The sequence below is a fragment of the Bradyrhizobium sp. 215_C5_N1_1 genome, from assembly GCF_052075935.1.
GTDB classification, from domain to species: Bacteria; Pseudomonadota; Alphaproteobacteria; order Rhizobiales; family Xanthobacteraceae; genus Bradyrhizobium; species Bradyrhizobium barranii.
This window is the reverse complement of record NZ_CP197228.1, coordinates 562,950-586,010: the sequence shown is the minus strand read 5'-3', so window position 1 is coordinate 586,010 and position 23,061 is coordinate 562,950. Positions and strand designations below refer to the sequence as shown.

Sequence of the window (23,061 nt, the reverse complement as noted above, 5' to 3'; positions counted from 1 at the left end):
CCCCTTCCGCGGTTTGATAATGCACATTGCGTAAGTTAAGGTCGCCGCGGCGCAAGCTGGTAACGGCGCCTTTTTGGCTGGACCGCGCTGATTATGAAAATTCGCTTCCTTTTTCTTCTGCCCTTGCTCGTTTCGCTCGTCCCGGTTGCGCCATCCCTGGCCGCCGGCGACCGTTATGCGTTGGTCATTGGCAACGCCAAATATCCAGACGCGGACGCCCCGCTGAAGGAACCGCTCAACGACGCGCGCGACGTCGCCGACGAGCTCAAGCGCGACGGCTTTTCCGTTGAAATCGGCGAGAACCTGACCGGCGACGGCATGCGCCGCGCGTTCGACAAGCTCTATGGCAAGATCAAGCCGGGCTCGGTGGCGCTGATCTTCTTCAGCGGTTTCGGCATCCAGTCGGCGCGCCAGAGCTACATGCTGCCGATCGACGCGCAGATCTGGACCGAATCCGACGTCCGCCGCGACGGTTTCAGCCTGGAGACCGTGCTCGGCGAGCTCAATACCCGTGGCGCGGGCGTCAAGATCGCGCTGGTCGACGCCTCCAGGCGCAATCCCTTCGAGCGCCGGTTCCGCAGCTTCTCGGCCGGCCTGACGCCGGTCATCGCGCCGAACGGCACGCTGGTGATGTACTCGGCGGCACTGGCCTCGGTGGTCTCGGACGCGGGCGGCGATCACAGCCTGTTCGTCCAGGAGCTCCTGAAGGAGATCCGCGTCCCCGACCTGATGGCCGAGGAGACGCTGAACCGCACCAAGATGGGCGTCACCCGCGCCTCGCGCGGCGAACAGGTGCCGTGGATCTCCTCTTCCCTCGCCGAGGATTTTTCGTTCATTCCAGGCGCCGGCGGATCGCGCCCGTCGATGACGGCACCGCCGCCATCGCCGCCGCCGGTCGTCGCCAACAATCCGCCGCCGGCTCCGCCCGCACCGCCTCCGCCGCCGAAGCCGGCGGACACGGCAGCGGCACCTGCTCCAGCACCTGCTCCTGCACCGGCGCCCTCACCGAAACCGCAGGTCGAGGCCGCCTTGCCGCCGGCGCCACCGCCGGTGAAACCAGCCGAGACCACCCCCGCACCGAGCATGGATAGCGGGCCGAGCGCGGCCGCGCTGGCGGAGGATCCGACCATCAAGGGCCTGACGGCCAAGATCGCCGCCAATCCTGATGACGTGAATGCGCTGTACCGGCGCGGTCAGGTCTATGCCAGCAAGGGCGCCTACAATTTGGCCATCAAGGATTTCGACGAGACGCTTCGGATCAACGCGAAGGACGTCGAGGCGCTGAACAACCGCTGCTGGACCCGCACCGTGGTCGGCGACCTCCAGGGCGCGCTGAAGGATTGCAACGAGGCGCTGCGGCTGCGGCCGAATTTCGTCGATGCGCTGGACAGCCGGGGGCTCGTCAATCTGAAATCGGGAGCGGTCAAGAACGCCATCGCCGATTTCGACGCAGCCCTGAAGATCAACCCGCGCCTGACCTCCTCGCTCTTTGGCCGCGGGATTGCCAAGCAGCGCAACGGCTCGGCGCAGGAAGGCGCGCTCGACATCGCCAATGCCAAGGCGATGGACCCGAACATTGTTCAGGAGTTCGCAAGCTACGGAGTACGCTAGTATTTTTTTGAGTTGAGGCGGCAGACGCCTCGAACCCTCGGCGGCTCAGGGAAGACTAACGGACGGATGCCGCAGGCGGCCTTTCCCGGGGGGGCCATTGCAGGAATTTTGGAACCGCGCGGTCAGCTGCGCAGGAGGGACTGGCAATGAGATTGGCTGCAAAGGGATTTAGCGCGATGCTGTCCATCATCACGGTCGGCGTCGCTCTGTCGCTGACGACCCCGCTCGCATTCGCGGGCGACGACGGCAACAGCAAGAACGTCACCGAGGACGAGATCGTCCGCGCACTGGCGCCGCCGCCGAAGAAGCCGTTGACCCGCGGCCTCTCGATCGCCCCGCAGGCCGATCCCGCACCCAGTGCGACGGAAACCAAGCTGATCCAGTCCGTGCGCGGCCGCTCGACGCGCTCACTTTCGTCGACCGAGCGCGAAGAAATCGCCTCAGTGGCCAAGGACAAGCCGAACATCGATCTTGAAATCACGTTCGACTACAACTCGGCCAATATCAGCGCCAAGTCGCTCGCCTCGGTACAGGCGCTCGGTCGCGCGCTGACCAGCCCCGACCTGAAGGGCTCGACCTTCGTGGTGGCCGGCCACACCGACGCCGCCGGCGGCGAGGGCTATAATCAGGACCTGTCGGAGCGCCGCGCGGATTCGATCAAGCGCTACCTCGTCGACAAGTACAGCATCTCCGCGACCGATCTCGTCACCGTCGGCTACGGCAAGAGCAAGCTGAAGGACCCGGCCCAGCCGATGGCGGAGGTCAATCGTCGCGTCCAGGTCGTCAACATGGAAAACAAGACCACCGCATCGAAGTGAGAGCACGACGTAATCCTTTGAAGTGCCAAATCCTTTGAAGTGCCAAGTCGTGATGTGGTGTAAAGTCTTGCTTCAAAAGCGCGTCCCGCAGCCTTGTGGGACGCCGCTTTATTTCAGGGAAACGCTCTCAGCAGGCCTCGTGCGGATGGCCGTGAGCCAGGCCAGGACAATCCGGCGATGAACGCCTCCGAATATCTCAAGCCTGCCGGAACCGTGGTGTTCGTCGTTGCGCTCGGCGTCGGCTATTATCTGTTCGAGCATCGGCATCGCCCCGAGGCGAAGGAAACGCCGAGCGAGGCGCTCGTCATCGTGACGAAGTCGACCAACGCCTGCTTCTCCGACCTCGTGCGGGTGACCGGCTTCTTCGTGCCGCGCCGCGAGGCCGTGGTCGTCGCCGACCAGGAAGGCTCCAGGGTCACCGACCTCTTCGTCACCGAAGGCGCCATGGTCACCGACAATCAGGAGCTGGCGCGCCTGACGGCGCCGCCGCAGATCCCCGGCCAGCCGCAAAGACCCGGCCCGCAAGGCCCGATCTCGCTGAAGGCGCCCGCGCCGGGCCTCGTCACCGAAGTGCGTACCGTCGTCGGCGCGCCCGCCTCGCCGCAGGCCGGCCCGATGTTCCGCATCGCCGTCAACAACGAGATCGAGCTCGACGCCCAGGTCCCGGCGGTGCACATGCCCAAGCTCAATCCCGGCGCGACCGTGCGCATCAGCCGCGATGACGCGCCCGATTTGATCGGCCGGGTCCGGCTGGTCGCGCCCGAAATCGACCGCACCACGCAGCTCGGCCGCGTCCGCATCAGCGTCACCAACAATCCATCGCTCAAGGTCGGCGTGTTTGCCCGCGCCTCGATCGACGCCAAGCGAAGCTGCGGCGTCTCGATCCCCAAGACCGCGATCGACCATCTCACCATTCAGGTCGTCAAAAACAATATTGTCGAGACGCGCAAGGTACGGGTCGGGCTGTCGTCCGACAGCGCGACGGAAATCCTGGAAGGCCTCGAGGTCGGCGAAATCGTCGTGGCCGACGCCGGGTCTTCGCTCCATGACGGCGACCAGATCAAGACCATGTTCGCCGATGAACTCGATCGCACGCGGGTACGCTGATGGCTCTCAATATCTCGGCTTGGTCGATCCGCAATCCGCTGCCGTCGGTCGTCTTCTCGATCATCCTCCTGGTCCTCGGCTGGGTGTCCTTCACCAAGCTCGCCGTGACGCGGCTGCCTTCGGCCGACATTCCCGTGATCTCGGTCGTGGTGTCGCAGTTCGGCGCCGCACCCGCAGAACTCGAATCCCAGGTCACCAAGACGGTTGAAGACGCCGTCTCCGGCGTCGAGGGTGTCAGGCACATCACCTCCTCGATCACCGACGGCGTGTCAGTGACCACCATCCAGTTCGCGCTGGAAACCAACACCGACCGCGCGCTCAACGACGTCAAGGACGCGGTGACGCGGGTACGATCGAACCTGCCGCAGAACGTCACCGAGCCGCTGATCCAGCGCGTCGACGTCATCGGCCTGCCGATCGTCACCTATGCCGCGATCTCGCCCGGCAAGACGCCGGAGCAGCTCTCCTATTTCGTTGACGACGTGGTCAAGCGCGCGCTGCAGGGCGTGCGCGGCGTCGCCCAGGTCGAGCGCATCGGCGGTGTCGAGCGCGAGATCCTGGTCTCGCTCGATCCGGACCGGATGCAGGCGATGGGGCTGACCGCGGTCAATGTCAGCCAAAGCCTGCGCGGCACCAATGTCGACGTCGCCGGCGGCCGCGCCGAGATCGGCAAGAACGACCAGGCGATCCGCACGCTTGCGGGCGCGAAGACACTGGGCGATCTCGCCGGCACCATGATCCCGCTGTTCGGCGGCGGTGAGGTCCGGCTCGACGATCTCGGCACCGTCACCGACACCATCGCCGACCGCCGCACCTTCGCCCGCTTCAACGGCGAGCCGGTGGTCGCGCTCGGCATCAAGCGATCCAAGGGCGCCAGCGATGTGAAAGTGGCCGAGGCCGTGCAGAAGCGCATCGACGCGCTGAAGGCCGCCTATCCCGACGTCGACCTGAAGGTGATCGACACCTCGGTCGAATATACCAACGGCAATTACCACGCGGCGATCTCGACCCTGTTCGAAGGCGCCATCCTTGCCGTCATCATCGTGCTCCTGTTCCTGCGGGACTTGCGCGCCACCATCATTGCCGCGATCTCGCTCCCGCTGTCGATCTTCCCGGCGTTCTGGGCGATGGACCTTCTCGGCTTCTCGCTGAACCTCGTCAGCTTCCTCGCCATCACGCTGTCGACAGGTATTCTCGTCGACGACGCCATCGTCGAGATCGAGAACATCGTCCGGCACATGAACATGGGCAAATCGCCCTACCGTGCCGCGCTCGAGGCCGCCGACGAAATCGGCCTCGCGGTGATCGCGATCTCGCTGACGATCATTGCGATCTTCGCGCCAGCGAGCTTCATGTCGGGCATCGCCGGACAGTTCTTCAAGCAGTTCGGCATCACCGTCTCGGTGCAAGTGTTCTTCTCGCTGCTCGCGGCGCGCTTCGTCACGCCGGTGCTGGCCGCCTACTTCCTCAAGCACCATGCGCACGAAGAGCCGCCGCCCGGCCGCGTGCTGCGGGCCTATCACAGGATCGTGGCCTGGTCGGTGAAGCACCATTTCATCACCGTGCTGATCGGCTTCGGGGTGTTCGCCGCCTCAATCTGGAGCATCACGCTGCTGCCGCAGGGCTTCCTGCCGGCGCAGGACAGCGCGCGCTCGCTGCTGGCGCTCGAGCTGCCGCCGGGCACCCAGCTTGCCTACACCGAGAAGGTCACCGAGGACATCGTCGCACGCCTGCGCAAGCGGCCGGAGGTGAAGAGCATCTTCGTCGATGGCGGGCGCGTCCCGCCGGGCACCCAGGAAGTCCGGCGCGCCTCTCTGATCATCAACTACACGCCCAAGGACAGCCGCGACATCACCCAGCGCGAGCTCGAATTCTCGATCAGCCAGGAGCTGGAGAACGTTCCCGACATCCGCTTCTGGTTCCTCGACGAGAACGGCCTGCGCGCCATCTCGCTGGTCGTGACCGGCGTCGACGCCAACATCGTCAACAACGTCGCCAGCGAGCTCGCGACGCAGATGAAGCGGATTCCGACGATCTCCAACGTGATCTCGGAAACCACGCTCGAGCGGCCCGAGCTGCGCATCGAGCCGCGCGCAGATCTCGCCGCGCGCCTCGGCGTCTCCACGGAAAGCCTGTCGCAGACCATCCGCGTCGCCACCATCGGCGATGTCGGGCCCGCGCTCGCCAAGTTCGACGTCGGCGACCGCCTGGTGCCGATCCGCGTTCAGCTCGAGGACGCCGCGCGCGGTAATCTGAGGACGCTCGAACAGCTGCGCGTGCCGCTCGGCGAGCGCGGCGAGAAGGGCGGCGTGCCGCTCTCGGTCATCGCCGACGTCAAGCTCGACCAGGGTCCGACCAGCATCAACCGCTACGATCGTGAGCGGCAGGCAACCGTCGCCGCCGACCTCGTCGGCTCCGCCGCGCTCGGCGACGCGACCAAGAAGATCTACGACCTGCCGGTGATGAAGAGCCGGCCGAAGGGCGTGAAGGTCTCGCCCTCCGGCGACGCCGAAAGCCTGAACGAGCTGTCCGACGGCTTCGCCACTGCAATCACCGCGGGCCTGATGATGGTCTACGCCGTGCTGGTGCTGCTGTTCGGCACCTTCCTGCAGCCGATCACCATCCTGTTCTCGCTGCCGCTCTCGATCGGCGGCGCCATCGCCGCACTGCTCATCACCGGTAAGCAGCTCACCACGCCGGTCTGGATCGGCATCCTGATGCTGATGGGTATCGTCACCAAGAACGCGATCATGCTGGTGGAATTCGCCATCGAGGCGATCCGCGCCGGCAAGCCGCGCGAGGAAGCGATGATCGACGCCGGCATGAAGCGCGCGCGCCCGATCGTGATGACCACGATCGCGATGGCCGCGGGCATGACGCCGAGCGCGCTCGCGGTCGGCGCCGGCGGCGAGTTCCGCTCGCCGATGGCGCTCGCGGTGATCGGCGGCCTGATCTTCTCGACCATCCTGTCGCTGGTGTTCGTGCCCGCGATGTTCATGGTGATGGACGATCTCGGCGCCCTGATCTGGCGATTCGCAAAGCGCCTGATCGTGCACAGCGAGGATGCCGACACCGCCGATCATCACGGCACGGCGCCGGATAAAAAGGGCATGGTACACCCCGCGGCGGAGTAGCCGTGATACGGACGTCGACAGCTCAAGCTGGTTCAGCGAGCGGCGTCAGCGAACCCGACGTCGCAGGAGATCGTCTCCGCTACGAAGCGTTCAAGCGCACCGGTCGCGCCGTCCGAACGACGAAGCGGTTTAGCCGATCCCCTACTCGTTCCGCGCGATGGCCGTCAGCTTGGTCATGTTCCGCAGCAGGATGCGGCCGCGCTGGAGATCGAGGATCGCCTCCTTGCGCCACGCCTGAAGCTGGCGGTTGACGCTCTCGCGGGCCGCGCCGACGAAGATGCCGAGCTGCTCCTGCGAGATGTGGACCTCCGAGCCGAAATCGGCGGCGAGCGCGCAGAGCCGCCGCGCCAGCCGCACCGGCAGCGGTTGCAGCATGGATTCTTCCATGCGCTCGCTCTGCCAGCGGATGCGCTGGCACAGCAGCGCGATGATTTTGATTGCGACCTTCGGCTCGCGTTCGAGGAAGCTGAGAAAATCTTCGCGCCGCAGCACGAACAATTCACTGGCTTCGCCTGCGGTCGCATCCGCAGTCCGGCTCTGGCCGTCCAGCACCGCGACCTCGCCGAACAGGTCGCCCGACCCCATGAAGTTCAGGGTCAGACGGCTGCCGTCGGAGACGCCGGTCTCGATACGGACCTGGCCCCGGCGCACGCCGAACAGCGCGTCCCCCGCATCGCCCTTCTGGAACAGCACCTCGCCGTTCCCCAGATGCTGGGTGTGGCAGAGATTCGACAGCCGCTGGAGCTCGTCTGCGCCGAGATCGGCGAACATCGCGTTCATCTTCAGGATGACCGCAAATTCGGCCTGCTTGCTCATTTCAATGTCCTTGTGAATTTCCTTAGCCAGTTTCCCTGGCAAATCGCTTGGAACCATCAAATCAGGATCGCGTAATACCGCGCCGGGGAAGTGTGTCATAAGTCACATAACTTTGCAGCACCCCCTGACTATTTTTACGTGCTTGGAGCCGCTTCCCGTCCGGGGATAAACTCAGGCGCAAAGGACGGATGCATAGGACGGTCATCTGCGGGATTCGCCGCCGATTGTCCGTCGTTGGAAAGTCGACATGAGAGCAGTGAAATTCGCCGGCGCGGCGATAGCCGCCGTCATCATCGTGATCGGGCTTCTCCTCGTGATCGGGATTCCCTCGGGATTCCTGACCACGACGATTGCCTCGCGGGTCGAGAGCGCGACCGGCTACCGCCTGTCCATCGACGGCACCACGAAGATCAGCCTGTGGCCGACGCTGAACGTCACACTCAACGATCTCACGCTTCAGGACCCGAAGGACCGCAGCGGCATCACGCGCCTGACGGTCGACAGCGTGCAGGCCGACATGTCGCTCTCGAGCGTATGGTCGGGCAGCCCGAAGATCAGCGAACTCGTCGTCACCCATCCCGTGCTCCACCAGCCGCTGCTGCGTGAGCGACTGCCGAATGCCGGCACCGCGTCGAAGCCGCTGGCGCTCGACACCGGTGGTGCGACCATCGACCGCGTCAAGGTCGTCGACGGCGAAGTCGCGTTCGCGCGCGTGCGCGACCGTGTCGAGGGCCGCATCAGCGCCATCAACGCCGACGCCGTCGTTGGCCGCGACCGCAAGGTCGACATCGCCGGCACCGCGCGGGTCGGCGATCACCCGACCAAGTTCGACATCAAGGCGTCGACGCCGGCGCCGCCGGCCGACCGGCCGACCATTCCGGTGGATTTCGCCATCGACATGCCTGATGTGCTGAAGTCCCAGCTCACCGGTCATGCCGAGATGCGGCTGAGCGGCGATGTCGTGATGATCAACGGCGTGAACGGCAGGCTCGGCGACGGCGCCTTCAACGGCTGGGCCTCGGTCGATATTGCGAGCAAGCCCCTGGTCAAGGTCGATCTCGACTTCCAGCGGCTCGCGATTCCGGTGGCGAAATCGCCGGAGGGCACGTCGGGACAGCCCTGGAGCAATGCACCGATCGACGTGTCCGGGCTCAATTATGTCGACGCACAAATCAGGATCTCCGCGAACGAGGCCGTGATCGGCGATGCGCGCCTCGCGCCGCTGGCGCTCGATGCGAAGCTCGCCGGCGGCGTGCTGAAGGCCGGCACCGCCAATCTCGGCGCCTATGACGGCCAGGTCTCGGGCGAGGTGATCCTGGATGCCACAAGCGGCGCACCGAGCTTTGCCATGCATTCCGATCTCGTCGGCGTGCGCGCACTGCCGCTGCTCCAGGGCCTTGCCGAGTTCGACCGGATCGACGGCAAGCTGCAAGCCAAGCTCGCGCTGCGCAGCGCCGGCACCAGCCAGCGCGCGCTGATGGCGAACATGCAGGGCACGGCCTTCGTCAATTTCCAGGACGGCGCCATCCGCGGCATCAATATCGCGCAGATGATCCGCTCGCTGACGTCGGGCACGCTGTCGGGCTGGCAGGACAGTGAGGCCCAGAGCACGGATCTGTCGCAGCTCTCGGCGTCCTTCCGCATCGACAAGGGGCAGGCGGTGACGACCGATCTCAATCTGATCGGACCGCTGGTGCGCGTGACCGGCGCCGGCACCATCGCCCTCGACACCAAGATGATGGGTTTTCGCGTCGAGCCGAAGCTCGTGATGACGACCGAAGGCCAGGGCCGCACGTCGGAGCCGGTCGGCTTCGGCATTCCCGTGATGATCCAGGGCAGCTGGTCGCAGCCGCGGATCTACCCTGACATGGCCGGCATGCTGGACAATCCGGATGCCGCCTATGCCAAGCTGCGCGAGATGGGCAAGGGCCTGTTCGGCCCTGATGGCGCAGGGCTCGGCAATCTCCTGGGCAGCCTCGGGTTGGGCGGCGCCGCAGCGCCGGGCGGCGGCAACGCGGCCGGCAATGCCAATCCGCAAACCCAGCAGCCGGGACAGAACAACCCGCTCGGCGGCCCGCTGGGCGAGGCGATCGGCAATTTGATCCAGCAGGGGCTCTCCAGCGGTGCGGGGACCAGCACTGGCACCGGCCGCAGCCGCGGCCTGCCGGCGACACCGTCCACCCCCGCTCCGCAGGCCTCTCCCGCGCCCCCGGCCCAGGACGACCCGGCGGTGGTGCAGCAGGACAGCCAGCCGATGAACGACGTGCTGCGACAGCTCTTTAATCGATGATTGGCCGACCAACGCACTGGACTCCACGCCAATCCCTACATCGGCCTCCCCGTCCGCCGCTTCATCCAAAGGGATGAGGCCGCGACAATTCACGACCCCTTCGGCCGAGCCCCGGCCTCGACAGCGGTAACCACGCCGGCCGGTCCACAGGTCGCTGGACGGCCCGCTGGCCCGAATTGTGGTAGAAGGGCGCCTGGACCGGTACGGCCCGTAGCGTCGGCGTCGATGACGGCGCGAGAGGATCTGGATGGCGGGAGCGAAAGACAAGACACGGTTTCTGCGCGAGGGCCTGTTCGCCAAATACGTCGTCTCCCTCGTCGGCCTCGTCGTGTTTGTCCTCGCCGTCAACGGCGCGATGGAGACCTGGATCTCCTATCGCGCCACCAAGACCCAGCTGACCGACGGGCTCGACGACAAGGCGCAAGGAGCCGCCCGGCGGATCGAGCAGTCGATCTCCGAGCTCGAGCGCCAGATCAGCTGGGTGACGCGGGCAAGCCAGGACACGCTCGAGAAGCGCCGCGCCGACTACGCATCGCTCCTGCACCAGGTCTCGGTCGTCAATCAGCTGTTCCAGCTCAACGGCGAGGGACGCGAGGTGCTGCGCGTCTCGCGCCAGTCGACCACGACCGGCGGCAATGCCGACCTCTCCCGCGACATGCGCTTCACCGACACGGTTGCCCGCGGCGTCAGCTACGCGCCGGCCTGGTTCTCCGACCGGACGCCGATGATGTCGATCTCGCTGGCGCATTCCGGTTTCAATGCCGGCGTCACCGTGGCCGAGATCGACCTCAGCTTCCTCTCCGACTTCCTGTCCGACGCCCAGGTCGGCAAGGCCGCGTTCGCCTATGTGGTCGATCCGCGCGGCCGCGTGCTGGCGACGTCGTCGAAAGGGCCCGATGTCGGCAAGGACCTGTCGAAGCTGCCGCAGGTGGCGGCGGCGATTGCGCCCGGCCGCGAGCCGGACACCTCGGGCACCGACTTCAACGGCCATGCGGTGATGAGCGCCGCGAGCACCGTGCCGAAGCTCGGCTGGAACGTGATGTTCGAGCAGCCGACCACGCAGGCGTTGATGCCGATCCGCGACCAGCTCGTGCGCATCGCGCTCTTGATCGGCATGGGCCTGATGGTCGCGATCCTCGCCGGCACGCTGCTCGCCCGCCGCATGATCATCCCGATCACGGCGCTGCGCGACGGCGCGCACAAGCTCGGCGAAGGCGATTTCAGCCACCGCATCGACGTCCACACCTCCGACGAGCTGGAAGACCTCGCCGGCCAGTTCAACCGCATGGCCGGCCAGCTCCAGGAAACCTATTCGGACCTGGAGACCAAGGTCGAGGAGCGCACCCGCGATCTCGCGCAGTCGATCAACGAGCTCAAGGCGCTGGAAGAGGTCGGCCGTGCGGTCGCCTCCTCGCTCGATCTCAACGCCGTGCTGCCGACCATCGCGGCGCGCGCGATCGAGATCACCCATGCCGATGCGGTGCTGATCTATGGCTTCGATGCCGAGACGCGCCGCTTCAACCTGATCGAATCCAACGGCATCGACAAATCGGCCGACGGCGCGCATGTCACGATCCAGCAGGGCGCCAACATCCTGAGCGATGCCGCCGATAGCGGCGAGCCGATCGCGATCGCCGATCTCGACCGGGCCTCCGAGCAGCCGCTGCGCGACGTCGCGGTCGATGCCGGCTTCCACTCGGTGCTGGTGGTGCCGCTGGTGGACCAGCAGGGCACGCTCGGCTCGCTGGTGGTGCTGCGCCGGGCCGGCGGCGAGTTCGGCGGAAGCCTCACCGGCCTGATGCGCACCTTTGCCAACCAGGCCGTGCTGGCGATGCGCAACGCGCGGCTGTTCACCGAGGTCGATCACAAGGGCCGCGAGCTCGCCGCGGCACATAACACCGTGCAGCAGCAGGCGGCCAAGCTCCAGGAGCAGACCGAGCAGCTTCGCAACTGGAACCGCTCACTGGAAGAGCGCGTCGAGAAGCAGCTCGGCGAGATCAGCCGCATCAAACGGCTCGAACGATTTCTCGCGCCGCAGGTCGCCCAGCTCATCGCTTCGTCGGATGGTCATGACTCGCTGCTCGACAGCCATCGCCGCGAGGTCACCGTGCTGTTCTGCGATTTGCGCGGCTTCACCGCCTTCACCGAGGCGACCGAGCCGGAAGAGGCGATGAACGTGCTGCGCGAATATCACGCAGCGCTCGGCAAGCTGATCTTCAAATACGAGGGCACGCTCGACAAATATGCCGGCGATGGCGTGATGATCCTGTTCAACGCGCCGATCCAGTTCGAGGACCACACGCGGCGCGCGGTCCAGATGGCGGTGGAGATGCGCGACACGATCGGCCCGCTGACCGAGAAGTGGCGCAACCGCGGGCACACGCTCGGCTTCGGCATCGGCATCGCGCTCGGCTATGCCACGCTCGGCCAGGTCGGCTTCGAGCAGCGGCTGGAATATGCCGCGATCGGCAGCGTCACCAACCTCGCCTCGCGTCTCTGCGACGAAGCCAAGGCCAACCAGATCGTGGTCAGCCGCCGCGTCTACGGCATCGTCGAGCCCTGGGTCGAAGCCCGCGCGCTCGACGACCTCGTGCTCAAGGGGTTCAATCACCCGGTGCTGGCGATGGAGATTTTGTCCTGGCGCGAGCAGGTGGAGAACGTGGTGGATGCGTCCGCAGCGCGGCGGAGAGGGTAGCCAACAACAAAAAAGTCGAAAACAACCCCATGCACAGTAGACGGGGTCCGCAAGATCAATGACTTACGCGGGTGCGGGAGTGGTTTGACACGTCGGGCAAAACACCGGCGGAATGGTATCATCTCCCACACCCTCCCACGAACCACATCCCTCCTCCCTGCGACTAACGATCGCCTCGGGGTCGAGGCTCGATTTCGGATGGAGACGATCGTGGCGTTTGCCTTGCCTTCGCGCGCGTATGATTTGCAGATGCTGGACCGTCCCGCTGATCGTGCGCGCGATCACGGTTGGGTCTATGGCCTGCCGCCGGGCATCAGCAGCGAGCAATGGCCGCTCGATCTCGTCACCGGCTTTCCGCTGATGCACGGCTTCACCTTGAAGCTGCCGGAAGACTATCGCGTGCATGGCGAGGACATCGTTGCGGTCTCGTTCTTCGCCACCGCGCCCGACCACAATGACGGCGGTGCGCCCGATGATCCCGAGATTCGCGAGGCCGTGGCGGCGCGACCAGCGCATCCGCGGCTTTCGCGCATGACCGATATTCTCGACTACGAATATGCAGCGTTGCTGCTGACCAAGGCCGAATATGAGGGCGCATTCGCGGCGCCGCCGGCACCGCTTCCGCTTGCGACAGCCGATCGGCCGCGCTGGCTCGACGTCGGCGGCGCCAGTGCCTTCTTCGAGGCCGCCGCGCCTTACGCAAAAAAGATGTTTGCCGCGCAGCTGCGCGCCGATCTCAGCGAGACCCGCGCGATCGCGCTTGTGCCACGCGCGACCGATCCCAATGCCGGCAAGGGCCCGCAGGACGAGCACACCCGACAAAACCCGCCGACTGGTTATCAGCCCTACTATTACTATGTCGGCGGCGTGCCGAGCCGCGACAATTTCCGCCTGCATGACTGGGGCAAGGATCACGCGCACAACCATCTCGGCGGCACCATGCGGCCGTGCCAGGCGGTGCCGGAGATGAGCCCGTTCTACATCGAGTTCGAGGAATATTTCGGCGGCTACAATTTCGGCGGCGGCAACGCGCAGCTCGACTTCAAGGACATGAAGTTCGACTGGGCGTGCGGCTGATCACGCCCCGCGCTTCGGCCCGATCGCCTCGAAGCCGACCTTCTGCTCGTCGCTCAAGTCTGCCTCGAAATCGTCGAGCGCGTCGCCGACGCCCTTCACTGCCTGCAGCATCGTCTCCAGCCGCGCCTTCACGGCCGTGAGGCGGGCCTGCGGCGTTGCGGCCGCATGGGTCGGGCAGGCGCTGAGCGTCTCCATGGTGCGCAGCGTAGTGTCCTGGAGCACCTCAAGCCGGGCGCGAGCGGTGTCGTCGAGCCTCAGCGTGGACGCGATCTCGCCGGCGGGCCATTGCTGCTGCACGAGCTGCTCGTATTGCCGCTGCGCCTGCACATCATAGCGGGGATCGTAGCCGGCCTCGCACGCGGCTGGCGTCTGCGCATCCTTGCGCTGGCCGGCCGCAAGCGCGGCACGGCGCTCGTTGGCCAGCGCGTCGAGCTTTGCCTTCTGGCCGGCATCGAGGAGATCGACGAATTTTGCGAGCGGCGGCGCGATTGCGTCCGTCGCCTTGATCATGGCCGCGAGGCGCGTCTGCATCAGGCCGAGGCGCTCCGCGGCGGTCGCGGGGACCTGCGTCAGGCAGGCCGTGCGAATGGTGTCGCGCGCAGCGACCCAGGCGGTCGCGAGCTCATCGAGCGCTGTGCGCTGCAATTCGTTCGGCTGCACCAGGGCGACGATACGGTCGACCGGCAGGCCGCCGGTGTCGCTGGCATCGCAAACGGCCTCGACCGAAGGGACCTTTCGCGCGCGCCTGCCTTGCGGCGCTGTGTAGGCGGCGAACTCCGTGGCCGCATAGGGCGCGAAGATCGCGGCGTAGATGTCGCCATAGCCATAGAGCGAGAGGCTGGTCGTATCGCCCAGGATGATCGCGGTGGTGAGGTCGTCATGCGCGAACGGCCAGAACACCGGGCCCGCCCAGCCATAGCTGCCATCGGGGTGGCGCCACCAGCCCTGCGGGCGACGGCCACCGTGCCAGCCCGACAGCGCAGCTTGCGCCGTAAGCGCCGCACGCAGGATGTAGGGGTTGGCCGGCTGGCCGCGTTCGGCGCCGCGAGGATCCTGCGACCTCAGCGCGGCGGAGCGGTATCGGCCGCCCCGTACCGCCATGCGCGCATGGCGCAGGCGAGTCATGCCGATCACGTGGCCGACGGCAAAGCGCGCGACACCGAGCGGACCACCGCGCAATCCGAACTGTGCCTCGGCCTTATTCGGCAGCAGCACTGCCGCAATCACAAGAGTAGCGCCCGCCAGCGCCAGTCCCATGCGTCCGGACATGAAAGCGGACCTGACCACCTTGGCCTCCTCCCAGCGGCAAGCGCGCACTACGACGCATCACAATGACGCGCTGGGGAACCGAATGTTCCGGAGAGACGGAGGGCAAAGCGTCGCAACGCGCACCGGCGTTGCCGATGCGGTCTCACTCCGCCTTCCGCGGCACCACAAAAGTCTGGCCGGGATAGATCAGGTTGGGGTTGTGGATCTTGCCCCGGTTGGCGTTGTAGATCACCGCGTAGCGGGCGCCGTCACCGTAAGCGAGCCTGCTGAGCGCCCACAGGCTGTCGCCGCGGGAGATGACCCGGTTGCCGCCTGCTTCGGCCGGTGCGCCGCTGATGGCGTCCGCCGGCGACGCCGATGCAACGGTCGTGGCCGCGGGCGCTCGCGCCATCACCCTGGGTTTCGGTGCACCGATAAATCTCGGCTGAACCGTGGGCCTGTCATGCGCCGATGCCTGGCGCGCCGATGCCGACGGCAGGGATGCCACGACATCAGACTTGTCGTCGGACTTCTCGGCCTGCTTCAGCTCCAGCTTCGCGGCCGGTGCCGGGCGCGCGGGCGGCGGCGCGGCTTCGGCGATGGTCACCGGCATGCTGCGGCCCGACTGCGTCACGGTACCGTCAGGCGCTTTCGCCCGCAGGGTCAGCTCATAGGAGCCGGCGGGAAGCTGCGGCGGGGTCATCACGAACTGGCCCGAGGCATCGGCGACAACCGTATCGAGCGGCTTGCCGTCGCGCAGCAGCTCGACCTGTGCACCCGGCGCGGCCCGACCCGCGATCACCGCCGCCTCGCCGTGATCGTCGACGCGCGCGACGTCGAACCGCGGGCCGGCATCGGTCGTGGCCGCCGGCGGCTTGGCCGGCACGAGATCGGCCAGCGCCATGGCCTGCTTCTGCGTCTCGGCCAGCGCATCGACCTTCGGCGCGGAGGCTGGGGGCGCCGATGGTGCAGGCGGCGCGGCGGCGGCGAGCTTTGGCTCGTCCGGCTTCGGCTCTGGCTTGGTCTCGGCCTTGGCTTCGGGCGTTGCCTCCGGCTTGGCGGCGACGGCGATCTCGGTCTGCGCGCCGCCCGGCAGCAGGCGGCGCAGCTCGGTGGGACCGATCACCAGCAGGGTGCCGCCCACCGCGAGCAGGCAGAATGCAATGAAGGCCTTGGAAGCGGTGATCATCAGACAATGAACCCTTGGATCGCAAATCAACCGAAGCCGGCAAATTGCGCCGATTTGGCTGCGTCAGCAAGTCGATCATTGGGATGATGCACCTTTCGTTCCGGCACGCCCGGCATGAACCGGCGGGGCACCGACGGCGTCAAATCACCGAGGCCGCATCGCGGTCATTTCTTGAGGATTTTTTTCCGTGACCGCATTTTGCCGTCCTGCACCATGGCTGGCGCTTGTCTTGACACTGGCCGCCTCTCCGGCGCTCGCCGCATCCGGCCCGCCGCCGGACTACATCCTCACCAACAATGCCGGCCTCGCCTTCACCTCGCCCGATGGCGCCACCAGGATCGAGCAGTACATGAAGGACGGCGGGGATTGGGACGTCAAATGGCAGGTCTGGGCTCGCCGCGGCGAGCAGATGACGGAGCTGAAGCCCGAGCAGGGCTACGGGGCCGGCTTCCGCTTCACCGGCGACTCGCAATGGCTGGTGCGGATGCAGAAGACCGGCTCGGGCGAGCAGGACCTCTATCTCTACCATGTCGAGAAGGGCGCCTTCGCGAGCGCGACGAAGAAGCCGCTCAGCGATCTCGCCTGGGCCTATTTCTACGGCCGGCCGGAGACGAAGAGGTTCGCCAAGCTCGACTTCCACATCTCGGCCAATCTCATGGAGGGTACGGAAGAGGCCTATCGCTCGCTCGGCATGGACTGGCCCAACAACCGCTACCTCGTGATCTCGCTGTCGGGCGAATATGACAATCATCCCAAGAACGTCGCCATGAAGGGACTGGGCGGCTGGCATTGCCGCTATGATCTCGAGACCGGAAAGTTCGACGTGCCCGAGACGTTCGCCAAGAAGAATGCGGAAGCCTTGAGGTGGGAAATCCGCCGGTGATCCCCCGGAATCGCGTCACCGTAAATCCAGCCAGCGGAGCTCCCGCCGATCGAGGGAAATCAACCCTCTGATTCCGTTCCGATTCATGTTTTCCTAACCCTTACTGGTAACGGGCTCTTGTCGGTTTTGCTGCATCTTGCATCCCACGGGAGGGCTGGATGGGCACATCAATCCGATGGACCACGCGCATGCGCGCGTTGCTCCGCCGTTGGCAGGGCGCGCCGCTGACGTGGCTGATCGCCGGCGGCTTCGTGCTGATGGTCGCGATGGCCATCGGCACCGCGCTCACCGTCGATCGTTTCCGGCAAAATGCAATCGAGAGCGGCCGCGACAGCCTGGAAAACTCCGTGCGCATGCTCGCCCGGCATTTCGACCGCGAATTCGCCGACTTTGCGGTGCTCCAGAAGAGCGTCATCGCCGAGCTTGAAAGTCACGGCATCGCATCCGCCGATCTCTTCCGCAGCGAGATGGCCACGCTGGCCATGCACGAGGTGCTGCGCGCAAAGGCCAGCGGCTGGTCCGACGTCGCCGGCGCCAACGTGTTCGATTCCAACGGCGTGCTGATCAACTCGTCGCGGCGCTGGCCGGTCGCCGATATTTCGGTCGCCGACCGCGGCTACTTCAATCGCCTCAGGAACGATCCGGCCTCGCAGGAAGAGATCGAGGTCGTGCCCGGCCGGCTCGGCAACGGAGCTGCGATCGTGTTCGCGCGGCGTGTCTCCGGTCCCCACGGCGAATTCCTCGGCATGGTGTCGCGGGCCATTTCGCCGGAGCAGCTCGAATCCTTCTTCGCCTCGGCCGGGCTCGGCGAGGAATCCTCGATCGCGATGCACCACCAGAATGGCCAGCTGCTCGCGCGCGTTCCGCATGTCGACACGATGATCGGACAGAATTTTCGCAACGGCACGCGCGAGCAGATGGCGGTGTTCGAGCGCACCTTCGTCACGACGCAGCTCGCCAGCCCGATCGACGGCAAGGACCGCATCGTCGCCGCGCGCCTCCTGACCGGTGAGCCGCTGGTCGTGGTCGCGACCAAATCGCTGGACGCGACGCTGGCCACCTGGCGGACGCAGACAAAATTCTTCGTCGCCGTCGCCGTGCTGTCGATCGGCCTGCTCGTGCTCACGCTGTTCCTGATCTTCCGCCAGATGACGCGCAGGCTCGCCGCGGAGAAGCAGCAGCTCGACACCGCGATGAACACCATGACGCAAGGCCTGTTGATGTTCGACCAGGACGAGCGCCTGATCGTCTGCAACCGGCGCTACATCGAGATGTACGGACTGTCGGCCGACGTGGTGAAGCCCGGTGCCTATTTCCGCGACGTGATCCAGCATCGCTATGACACCGGATCGTTCCACGGTGACGTCGCGTCCTATTGCGACGACATTCTGAGCAATACCGGGCGAACCCAGAGCGCCGTCGTCGAGACCGCGGACGGCCGCCTGATCGAGATCAAGAACCAGCCCGGCGCCGCCGGCGGCTGGCTCGCGACCCACGACGACGTCACCGAACGCATCCGCGCCGACGAGCGCATCGCGCATATGGCGCATTACGACGCGCTGACCGACTTGCCCAACCGCGTGCTGATGCGCGGCCATCTGGAGCGCCGCATCGCGGAGCTTGCCCAGGGCCAGCCGTTCGCGATCCTCTACATCGACGTCGACGAATTCAAGGGCGTTAACGATTCGCTCGGCCACGAGGTCGGCGACGAGCTGCTCCGCCAGGTCGCCAACCGCCTGCGCGCCTGCGTCAGCGGCAACGACCTCGTTGCGCGCCTGGGCGGTGACGAATTCGCCATCGTCAAGGCCGGCACCAGCGACCGGACCGAGCTGACGGCGCTGGCGGAAAATATCCTGAAAGCGCTGCGTACGCCCGTGGACTGCAAGGGCCAGGAGATCCCGACCGATGCCAGCATCGGCATCGCGATCGCGCCCGATCACGGCGACAATCTCGACGATCTGCTCAAGCGCGCCGATCTCGCGATGTATGCCGCGAAGTCCGAGGGCCGCCGCACCTTCCGCCTCTTCGTGCCCGAATACGACGCCAAGGCGCGGCTGCGCCGCCAGCTCGAGCTCGACCTGCGCCAGGCCCTCGCCCGCGGCGAGTTCGAGGTGCATTACCAGCCGCTGGTCGATCTCGCGGCCAATGTGGTCAACGGCTGCGAGGCGCTGCTGCGCTGGCGCCATCCCGAGCGCGGCATGATCTCGCCCGTCGATTTCATTCCGGTCGCGGAAGAGACCGGACTGATCGGCGAGATCGGCGAATGGGTGCTGAAGCAGGCCTGCACCGAGGCCGCGAGCTGGCCCGGCGATATCCACATCGCGGTCAACGTCTCGCCAGTGCAGTTCCGCGCCAGGACGCTGGCGCTCAAGGTTGCAGCCGCGCTCGCGGAGTCAGGACTTGCGCCCGGACGGCTCGAGCTCGAGGTCACCGAGACCGTGCTCATCCGCGACGACGAGGAGGCGCTGACGATCCTCCAGCAACTGCGCGAGCTCGGCGTACGCATCGCGCTCGACGATTTCGGCACCAGCTATTCGTCGCTGAGCTATCTGCACCGCTTCCCGTTCGACAAGATCAAGATCGACCGCAGCTTCATCAGCGACATCGGCCAGTCCGAGGATTCCTCTCCGATCGTGCAGGCGGTGGTGCACATGGCGGCCGCCCGCCACATGGCGACGACGGCCGAAGGCGTCGAGACCGAAGCCCAGCGCGAGGTGCTGCGGCAGCTCGGATGCAGCCAGATGCAGGGCTGGCTGTTCAGCCCCGCCGTGCCGGCGGCGAAGCTGAGGCAGCTGTTGTCGGCGCAGGCGGTGGCGGCTTAGATCGGCGATATTGTTCGGGTGCGGCACGATTTCGCAACAAACCCTGTCGTGCCTGAAGCGATCCGCCAACCCACCTCAGCCTCGACGTAACACCGAGCAAACACACCAGAGAGCGCGGCGCATCAACATCTCTCGGCTGCCCCTTGCGCACGATTGCGTGCACAAATCCTTCAAGACGCAATTTAAGGTTCAGTCACGAGGCAGACCAAATTGATCCTCGTCATGTCGGCGTCAACCGACAGGCTTCTTATGCAAAGGGGACGACAGTATAGGAGCAAAACGATGAAGCAGACAGCTTTCAGAACTTTTGCAATTGCAACTTCGACTATCGCCTTTGCAGCACTGTTCACCGTTGACTGGTCTGAGCAGCGCGGGATTTCGCTCTCAGTTGAGAGTGCCCAGGCGAGGCGACTCTATGTCAGCCCGTATCCCTACAGTCACTACATACCCGATCAAACCGGTCTGCCCTGGTACGCAGTGCGAACCTACTATGCTGGCGGCCCCTGGTGTGGGGCCGGCGGCGGGACCGGGTACGGCACGACGGTTGGAGTCTTTGGCCGTGCTTCCTATACCTGCTACGACGGTTGGGATAGCTATGCGAGGCTCAACGGCATTGGTTGCACGCCCGGCACATTGATCAAGGGCGGTGACGGAATCATGTACGTCTGCCAGTAAGCACGCGGACTGCAACGAGAGGCGGCGCGAGCGCCGCCTCTTTCAATTCGAAAACGCTGTGCGTTCTTGCCGTCACGGGCTCGCGCACCATCGAAGAAAAGTCGTTGGTAGCGTCAGAGTCTCTGCCTCATCCGAGGCTCGCAAGCTCCCTCGTCCAACTTTGATCTAGCGCAATGCCGACCCGACGGTGAGGCAGCATCTTTTCAGCATGGGGCAAGCCAGTAATGGAGCAAGTTCATGAGACAGATGCTTCTAACAAAACTTGCAATTGCGGGCTCAACTGTCGCATGCGCGGCACTGTTCTCGTTTAGCTGGTCTGAACAACACGGCGTCTCCTTGTCGATGGAGAGTGCCCAAGCACGGGTCGGTCGACCGCTGACCCCAATGAGCGTTGCAGGTGTTGCTCGCCGGCAAAATCGGCGGGCTGCGTACGGGTATGGTGCCGGGGTGGTCGGCGCCGGCGTCGCCGGCGCGGCCGCCGTAGGCACAGCCGCTGCAGTGGCGGCCACATCCCCCAACTGGGGATGGGGAGGCAGCCCTTACGACACAGGTGTCGACAACTATGGAGTTACGGGCGTGAGTCCCGCCAGAGGTGGGCCTTCCTACGGTGGTGGAGCCTTGGGAGCTAATGCCTACTATCCTGCGTCCACAGCCGGCGACAGCAGTGGCTGGTACATAACGCCCGCCGGCATGGCCTGCACATCGGGGACTTTGGTCACAGGCGCCAACGGCTTGCCGTTCCGCTGTCCGTAAAACACAGACGAAGGCCGGTGAAGCGGACAAGGACTTCGGCCCGTCAGGGTATCAGCGACGTTATGGCATCCTGATCTAAAGGGTCGCGCTAACAAGTGATTGTGCGCAAAGCAACGGAATTTGTTGCACGCCCGGCACACTGATCAAGGGCGGCGACGGAACCATGTACGTCGGCCAGCAAGGAAACACGCAGCGACCAGGAGGCGGTCCAAACGGCCGCCTCCAGATAAAACTCTTCCTGGTCCTGCATGCGGATTGATGTTGCCTTCGAAGGGCACCAACCTTGCTTTGCGTGATTTCAAAAGGAGAGTGACGATGATCAGGCTATTTGCTGTTGCAGGTTTTGCGTTGGCCATCGCGTCATCGACGCAGGCAATGCCACGCGCGCCGATTCAGTCGGACGATCTCATCACGCAAGTCGCTGCCGGCTGCGGGCCGGGTAGGACGATGGTCAACGGCGTGTGCGTAGCCAGAACCACAATCCGCCAGACCCGCCGGGACGTCCGCAGATGCGTACGATGGAATGCAGGCGTTTGCGCGCTGTACCAGTGAACCACCATCGAGCTAGCATCTGATCGGCCTCGCGCAGTTCAATCGCGAGAAAACGTACTTCCCCGCGCCTGCTTCGCGTCGGGAGAGCTAACACTTGCGAAGCTACGCAGGCATCGCCTGTTACCGCTGCTTCCCTTTCGGACAATGGTGCGAGCGGCAATTTCAAGCTCCAAATCAGCGGCCGACCTCAGGAGCAAGTGTGCACCCGTAGGTCAGCTTGGAGCGCTCCAGAGCGGTACAAGGTCAATCATGCTTGTCCGGGGATGGCGACAATTGTGTTCTCTGCGGGGTGAGCGTCCGCGCACCAGTGTGCGCGCGTGGCTCACGGCGGACCAGCGATCTCGTTCGTCAAAGGAGTGTTCTCTTGATCCGCTCACGTCCCCAATCGTCATGGGTTGGATGAAGAGCAGTTTGCATCCGCCTGAGGACGATCGGCACGGCGTCAAGGCTGTTCTCAAAACAACGATCGGTCTTGATGGAGAGGCGATGCTGTAAGCCAGTCATGCCTGGCATCTGCAGGCTTCGAGCCCGCCCTTGAGGCTCGCGAAGGGCTGAGATGGCGACGGCATCGTCACTCCACTGTAATTAGAAAGGAGGTGACGGCAATTTGGTACGTGACCTTTGAAGTTCGCAGAAGTGGCCTGCTTCCGAAACCGCGAAGTCCCCATGAAACGAGGACGTTTGCAACCGAGGCCGAGGCCAAGGCGTTCGCTCGCTCAAAGCTTGAGGACGGCTTGGTGCTGTTGGCTGGCACCATCAATCCGCATTCTCCCAAGCAACTCATTCCGGCGTCCCGCATCCAGTCCTGGCTGGCTGACGATCAGGAAGGAGGCCCCACTAATGCCGCCTGTCCCGACTAGGCGCGCAAACGGCTCGCACAGCATTCTGCCGGGGAAAGCCATTAAGACGATGTATCGCACCGGCAGAGCCGAAGGCCATGCGAGCGTTAAGCCATGAGATGCTTGCCCACGAAGTTCATGAGCAACATGACGATTATCAGGACACCCATCACCACCACCGCGACGTTTGCGACTCGTCGCAACGGCCCGCCAAGGGGGTTCAACTCGATCAGGAAGCGCAATAGCCAGATCACGAGACCGACGACAACGACGTTGATGACTAGATAGATCAGACCTTCGAGCATGGCAGGCGCTCTCAAATCTCGGGCGGCATGCGCCGTTTCTCCGCCTTCTGTCGAGAACGCACCCGCCTCGGAGAAGGCTTCGCTGCGTCGATAGCGCAGCATAGCTCCGAGAGCACGAAGGCTCGGGATTGTATCGTGCACTATGCAGCTTTTGCCAAAGTTCCGAATAGCAACCTCGTCCAAGATAGCTCCTCGCCATTGACGTGGATCAAGCGACGCGTTCGCCATCGGGGAAGTATCGACAGGC

The 23,061-nt window shown here is 65.1% G+C and carries 14 protein-coding genes; 10 read left to right on the top strand and 4 right to left on the bottom strand.

The window, feature by feature from the left end; all coding sequences use genetic code 11:
* Nucleotides 1–93: 93 nt before the first annotated feature.
* The 4 genes from AB7G19_RS02740 to AB7G19_RS02725 all read left to right on the top strand — a co-directional run bounded on the left by AB7G19_RS02740 (nucleotide 94) and on the right by AB7G19_RS02725 (nucleotide 6,670).
* Complete coding sequence (locus tag AB7G19_RS02740; RefSeq protein WP_283017922.1) at nucleotides 94–1,611, top strand: caspase family protein; 1,518 nt, start codon at nucleotides 94–96, stop codon at nucleotides 1,609–1,611.
* A gap of 146 nt (nucleotides 1,612–1,757) precedes the next feature.
* A complete protein-coding gene (locus AB7G19_RS02735; RefSeq protein ID WP_063980496.1) occupies nucleotides 1,758–2,429 on the top strand; it encodes an OmpA family protein in 672 nt (223 codons plus the stop codon).
* Between the two features lie 177 nt (nucleotides 2,430–2,606).
* Entirely contained in the window at nucleotides 2,607–3,536 is a 930-nt protein-coding gene (locus tag AB7G19_RS02730) for an efflux RND transporter periplasmic adaptor subunit (RefSeq protein WP_063980495.1), read from the top strand.
* Nucleotides 3,536–6,670 (top strand): efflux RND transporter permease subunit, encoded by a 3,135-nt coding sequence (locus AB7G19_RS02725; protein ID WP_063980494.1) that lies wholly within the window; start codon nucleotides 3,536–3,538, stop codon nucleotides 6,668–6,670. The genes AB7G19_RS02730 and AB7G19_RS02725 overlap by 1 nt, the downstream gene beginning before the upstream one ends.
* Nucleotides 6,671–6,811: 141 nt before the next feature.
* Here the strand turns inward: AB7G19_RS02725 and AB7G19_RS02720 are convergent, their stop codons facing one another.
* Nucleotides 6,812–7,486, bottom strand: a complete 675-nt coding sequence (locus tag AB7G19_RS02720) for a Crp/Fnr family transcriptional regulator (protein WP_063980493.1) — start codon at nucleotides 7,484–7,486, stop codon at nucleotides 6,812–6,814.
* Nucleotides 7,487–7,733: 247 nt separating this feature from the next.
* Between AB7G19_RS02720 and AB7G19_RS02715 the strand changes: the two genes are divergently transcribed.
* From AB7G19_RS02715 to AB7G19_RS02705, 3 genes are all read left to right on the top strand, one after another.
* Nucleotides 7,734–9,776 carry an AsmA family protein gene (locus AB7G19_RS02715; protein ID WP_231143776.1) on the top strand — a complete coding sequence of 681 codons (2,043 nt, stop codon included), beginning with the start codon at nucleotides 7,734–7,736 and terminating at the stop codon, nucleotides 9,774–9,776.
* Between the two features lie 247 nt (nucleotides 9,777–10,023).
* Complete coding sequence (locus AB7G19_RS02710; protein ID WP_063980491.1) at nucleotides 10,024–12,471, top strand: adenylate/guanylate cyclase domain-containing protein; 2,448 nt, start codon at nucleotides 10,024–10,026, stop codon at nucleotides 12,469–12,471.
* A 210-nt stretch (nucleotides 12,472–12,681) separates the two neighbouring features.
* Entirely contained in the window at nucleotides 12,682–13,548 is an 867-nt protein-coding gene (locus AB7G19_RS02705) for a hypothetical protein (RefSeq protein WP_063986003.1), read from the top strand.
* On the opposite strand, the gene AB7G19_RS02700 is transcribed toward AB7G19_RS02705, so the two are convergent.
* Nucleotides 13,549–14,817 carry a Spy/CpxP family protein refolding chaperone gene (locus AB7G19_RS02700; protein WP_063986002.1) on the bottom strand — a complete coding sequence of 423 codons (1,269 nt, stop codon included), beginning with the start codon at nucleotides 14,815–14,817 and terminating at the stop codon, nucleotides 13,549–13,551.
* A gap of 142 nt (nucleotides 14,818–14,959) precedes the next feature.
* On the bottom strand, nucleotides 14,960–15,985 hold the full coding sequence (locus AB7G19_RS02695) for a LysM peptidoglycan-binding domain-containing protein (RefSeq protein ID WP_063980490.1): 1,026 nt from the start codon (nucleotides 15,983–15,985) through the stop codon (nucleotides 14,960–14,962).
* 187 nt (nucleotides 15,986–16,172) lie between these two features.
* On the opposite strand from AB7G19_RS02695, the gene AB7G19_RS02690 reads away from it, so the two are divergent.
* The 3 genes from AB7G19_RS02690 (at nucleotide 16,173) to AB7G19_RS02680 (ending at nucleotide 20,365) form a co-directional block, all read left to right on the top strand.
* Nucleotides 16,173–16,868: a hypothetical protein gene (locus tag AB7G19_RS02690; RefSeq protein ID WP_231143775.1), complete on the top strand. Its 696-nt coding sequence runs from the start codon at nucleotides 16,173–16,175 to the stop codon at nucleotides 16,866–16,868.
* Between the two features lie 158 nt (nucleotides 16,869–17,026).
* The gene (locus tag AB7G19_RS02685; RefSeq protein WP_441267688.1) at nucleotides 17,027–19,690 is read left to right on the top strand and encodes a bifunctional diguanylate cyclase/phosphodiesterase; all 2,664 of its coding nucleotides are present in this window, start codon (nucleotides 17,027–17,029) and stop codon (nucleotides 19,688–19,690) included.
* A gap of 282 nt (nucleotides 19,691–19,972) precedes the next feature.
* Nucleotides 19,973–20,365: a hypothetical protein gene (locus AB7G19_RS02680; protein WP_283017920.1), complete on the top strand. Its 393-nt coding sequence runs from the start codon at nucleotides 19,973–19,975 to the stop codon at nucleotides 20,363–20,365.
* Between the two features lie 2,251 nt (nucleotides 20,366–22,616).
* Here the strand turns inward: AB7G19_RS02680 and AB7G19_RS02675 are convergent.
* Complete coding sequence (locus AB7G19_RS02675; RefSeq protein WP_354095961.1) at nucleotides 22,617–22,916, bottom strand: hypothetical protein; 300 nt, start codon at nucleotides 22,914–22,916, stop codon at nucleotides 22,617–22,619.
* Nucleotides 22,917–23,061: the final 145 nt, after the last annotated feature.

Bases quoted from the DNA above. Each gene is read 5' to 3' on its own strand.
- AB7G19_RS02740 (WP_283017922.1), top strand. From the start codon at position 94: ATGAAAATTCGCTTCCTTTTTCTTCTGCCCTTGCTCGTTTCGCTCGTC.
- AB7G19_RS02735 (WP_063980496.1), top strand. From the start codon at position 1,758: ATGAGATTGGCTGCAAAGGGATTTAGCGCGATGCTGTCCATCATCACG.
- AB7G19_RS02730 (WP_063980495.1), top strand. From the start codon at position 2,607: ATGAACGCCTCCGAATATCTCAAGCCTGCCGGAACCGTGGTGTTCGTC.
- AB7G19_RS02725 (WP_063980494.1), top strand. From the start codon at position 3,536: ATGGCTCTCAATATCTCGGCTTGGTCGATCCGCAATCCGCTGCCGTCG.
- AB7G19_RS02720 (WP_063980493.1), bottom strand. From the start codon at position 7,486: ATGAGCAAGCAGGCCGAATTTGCGGTCATCCTGAAGATGAACGCGATG.
- AB7G19_RS02715 (WP_231143776.1), top strand. From the start codon at position 7,734: ATGAGAGCAGTGAAATTCGCCGGCGCGGCGATAGCCGCCGTCATCATC.
- AB7G19_RS02710 (WP_063980491.1), top strand. From the start codon at position 10,024: ATGGCGGGAGCGAAAGACAAGACACGGTTTCTGCGCGAGGGCCTGTTC.
- AB7G19_RS02700 (WP_063986002.1), bottom strand. From the start codon at position 14,817: ATGTCCGGACGCATGGGACTGGCGCTGGCGGGCGCTACTCTTGTGATT.
- AB7G19_RS02695 (WP_063980490.1), bottom strand. From the start codon at position 15,985: ATGATCACCGCTTCCAAGGCCTTCATTGCATTCTGCCTGCTCGCGGTG.
- AB7G19_RS02685 (WP_441267688.1), top strand. From the start codon at position 17,027: ATGGGCACATCAATCCGATGGACCACGCGCATGCGCGCGTTGCTCCGC.
- AB7G19_RS02680 (WP_283017920.1), top strand. From the start codon at position 19,973: ATGAAGCAGACAGCTTTCAGAACTTTTGCAATTGCAACTTCGACTATC.
- AB7G19_RS02675 (WP_354095961.1), bottom strand. From the start codon at position 22,916: ATGCTGCGCTATCGACGCAGCGAAGCCTTCTCCGAGGCGGGTGCGTTC.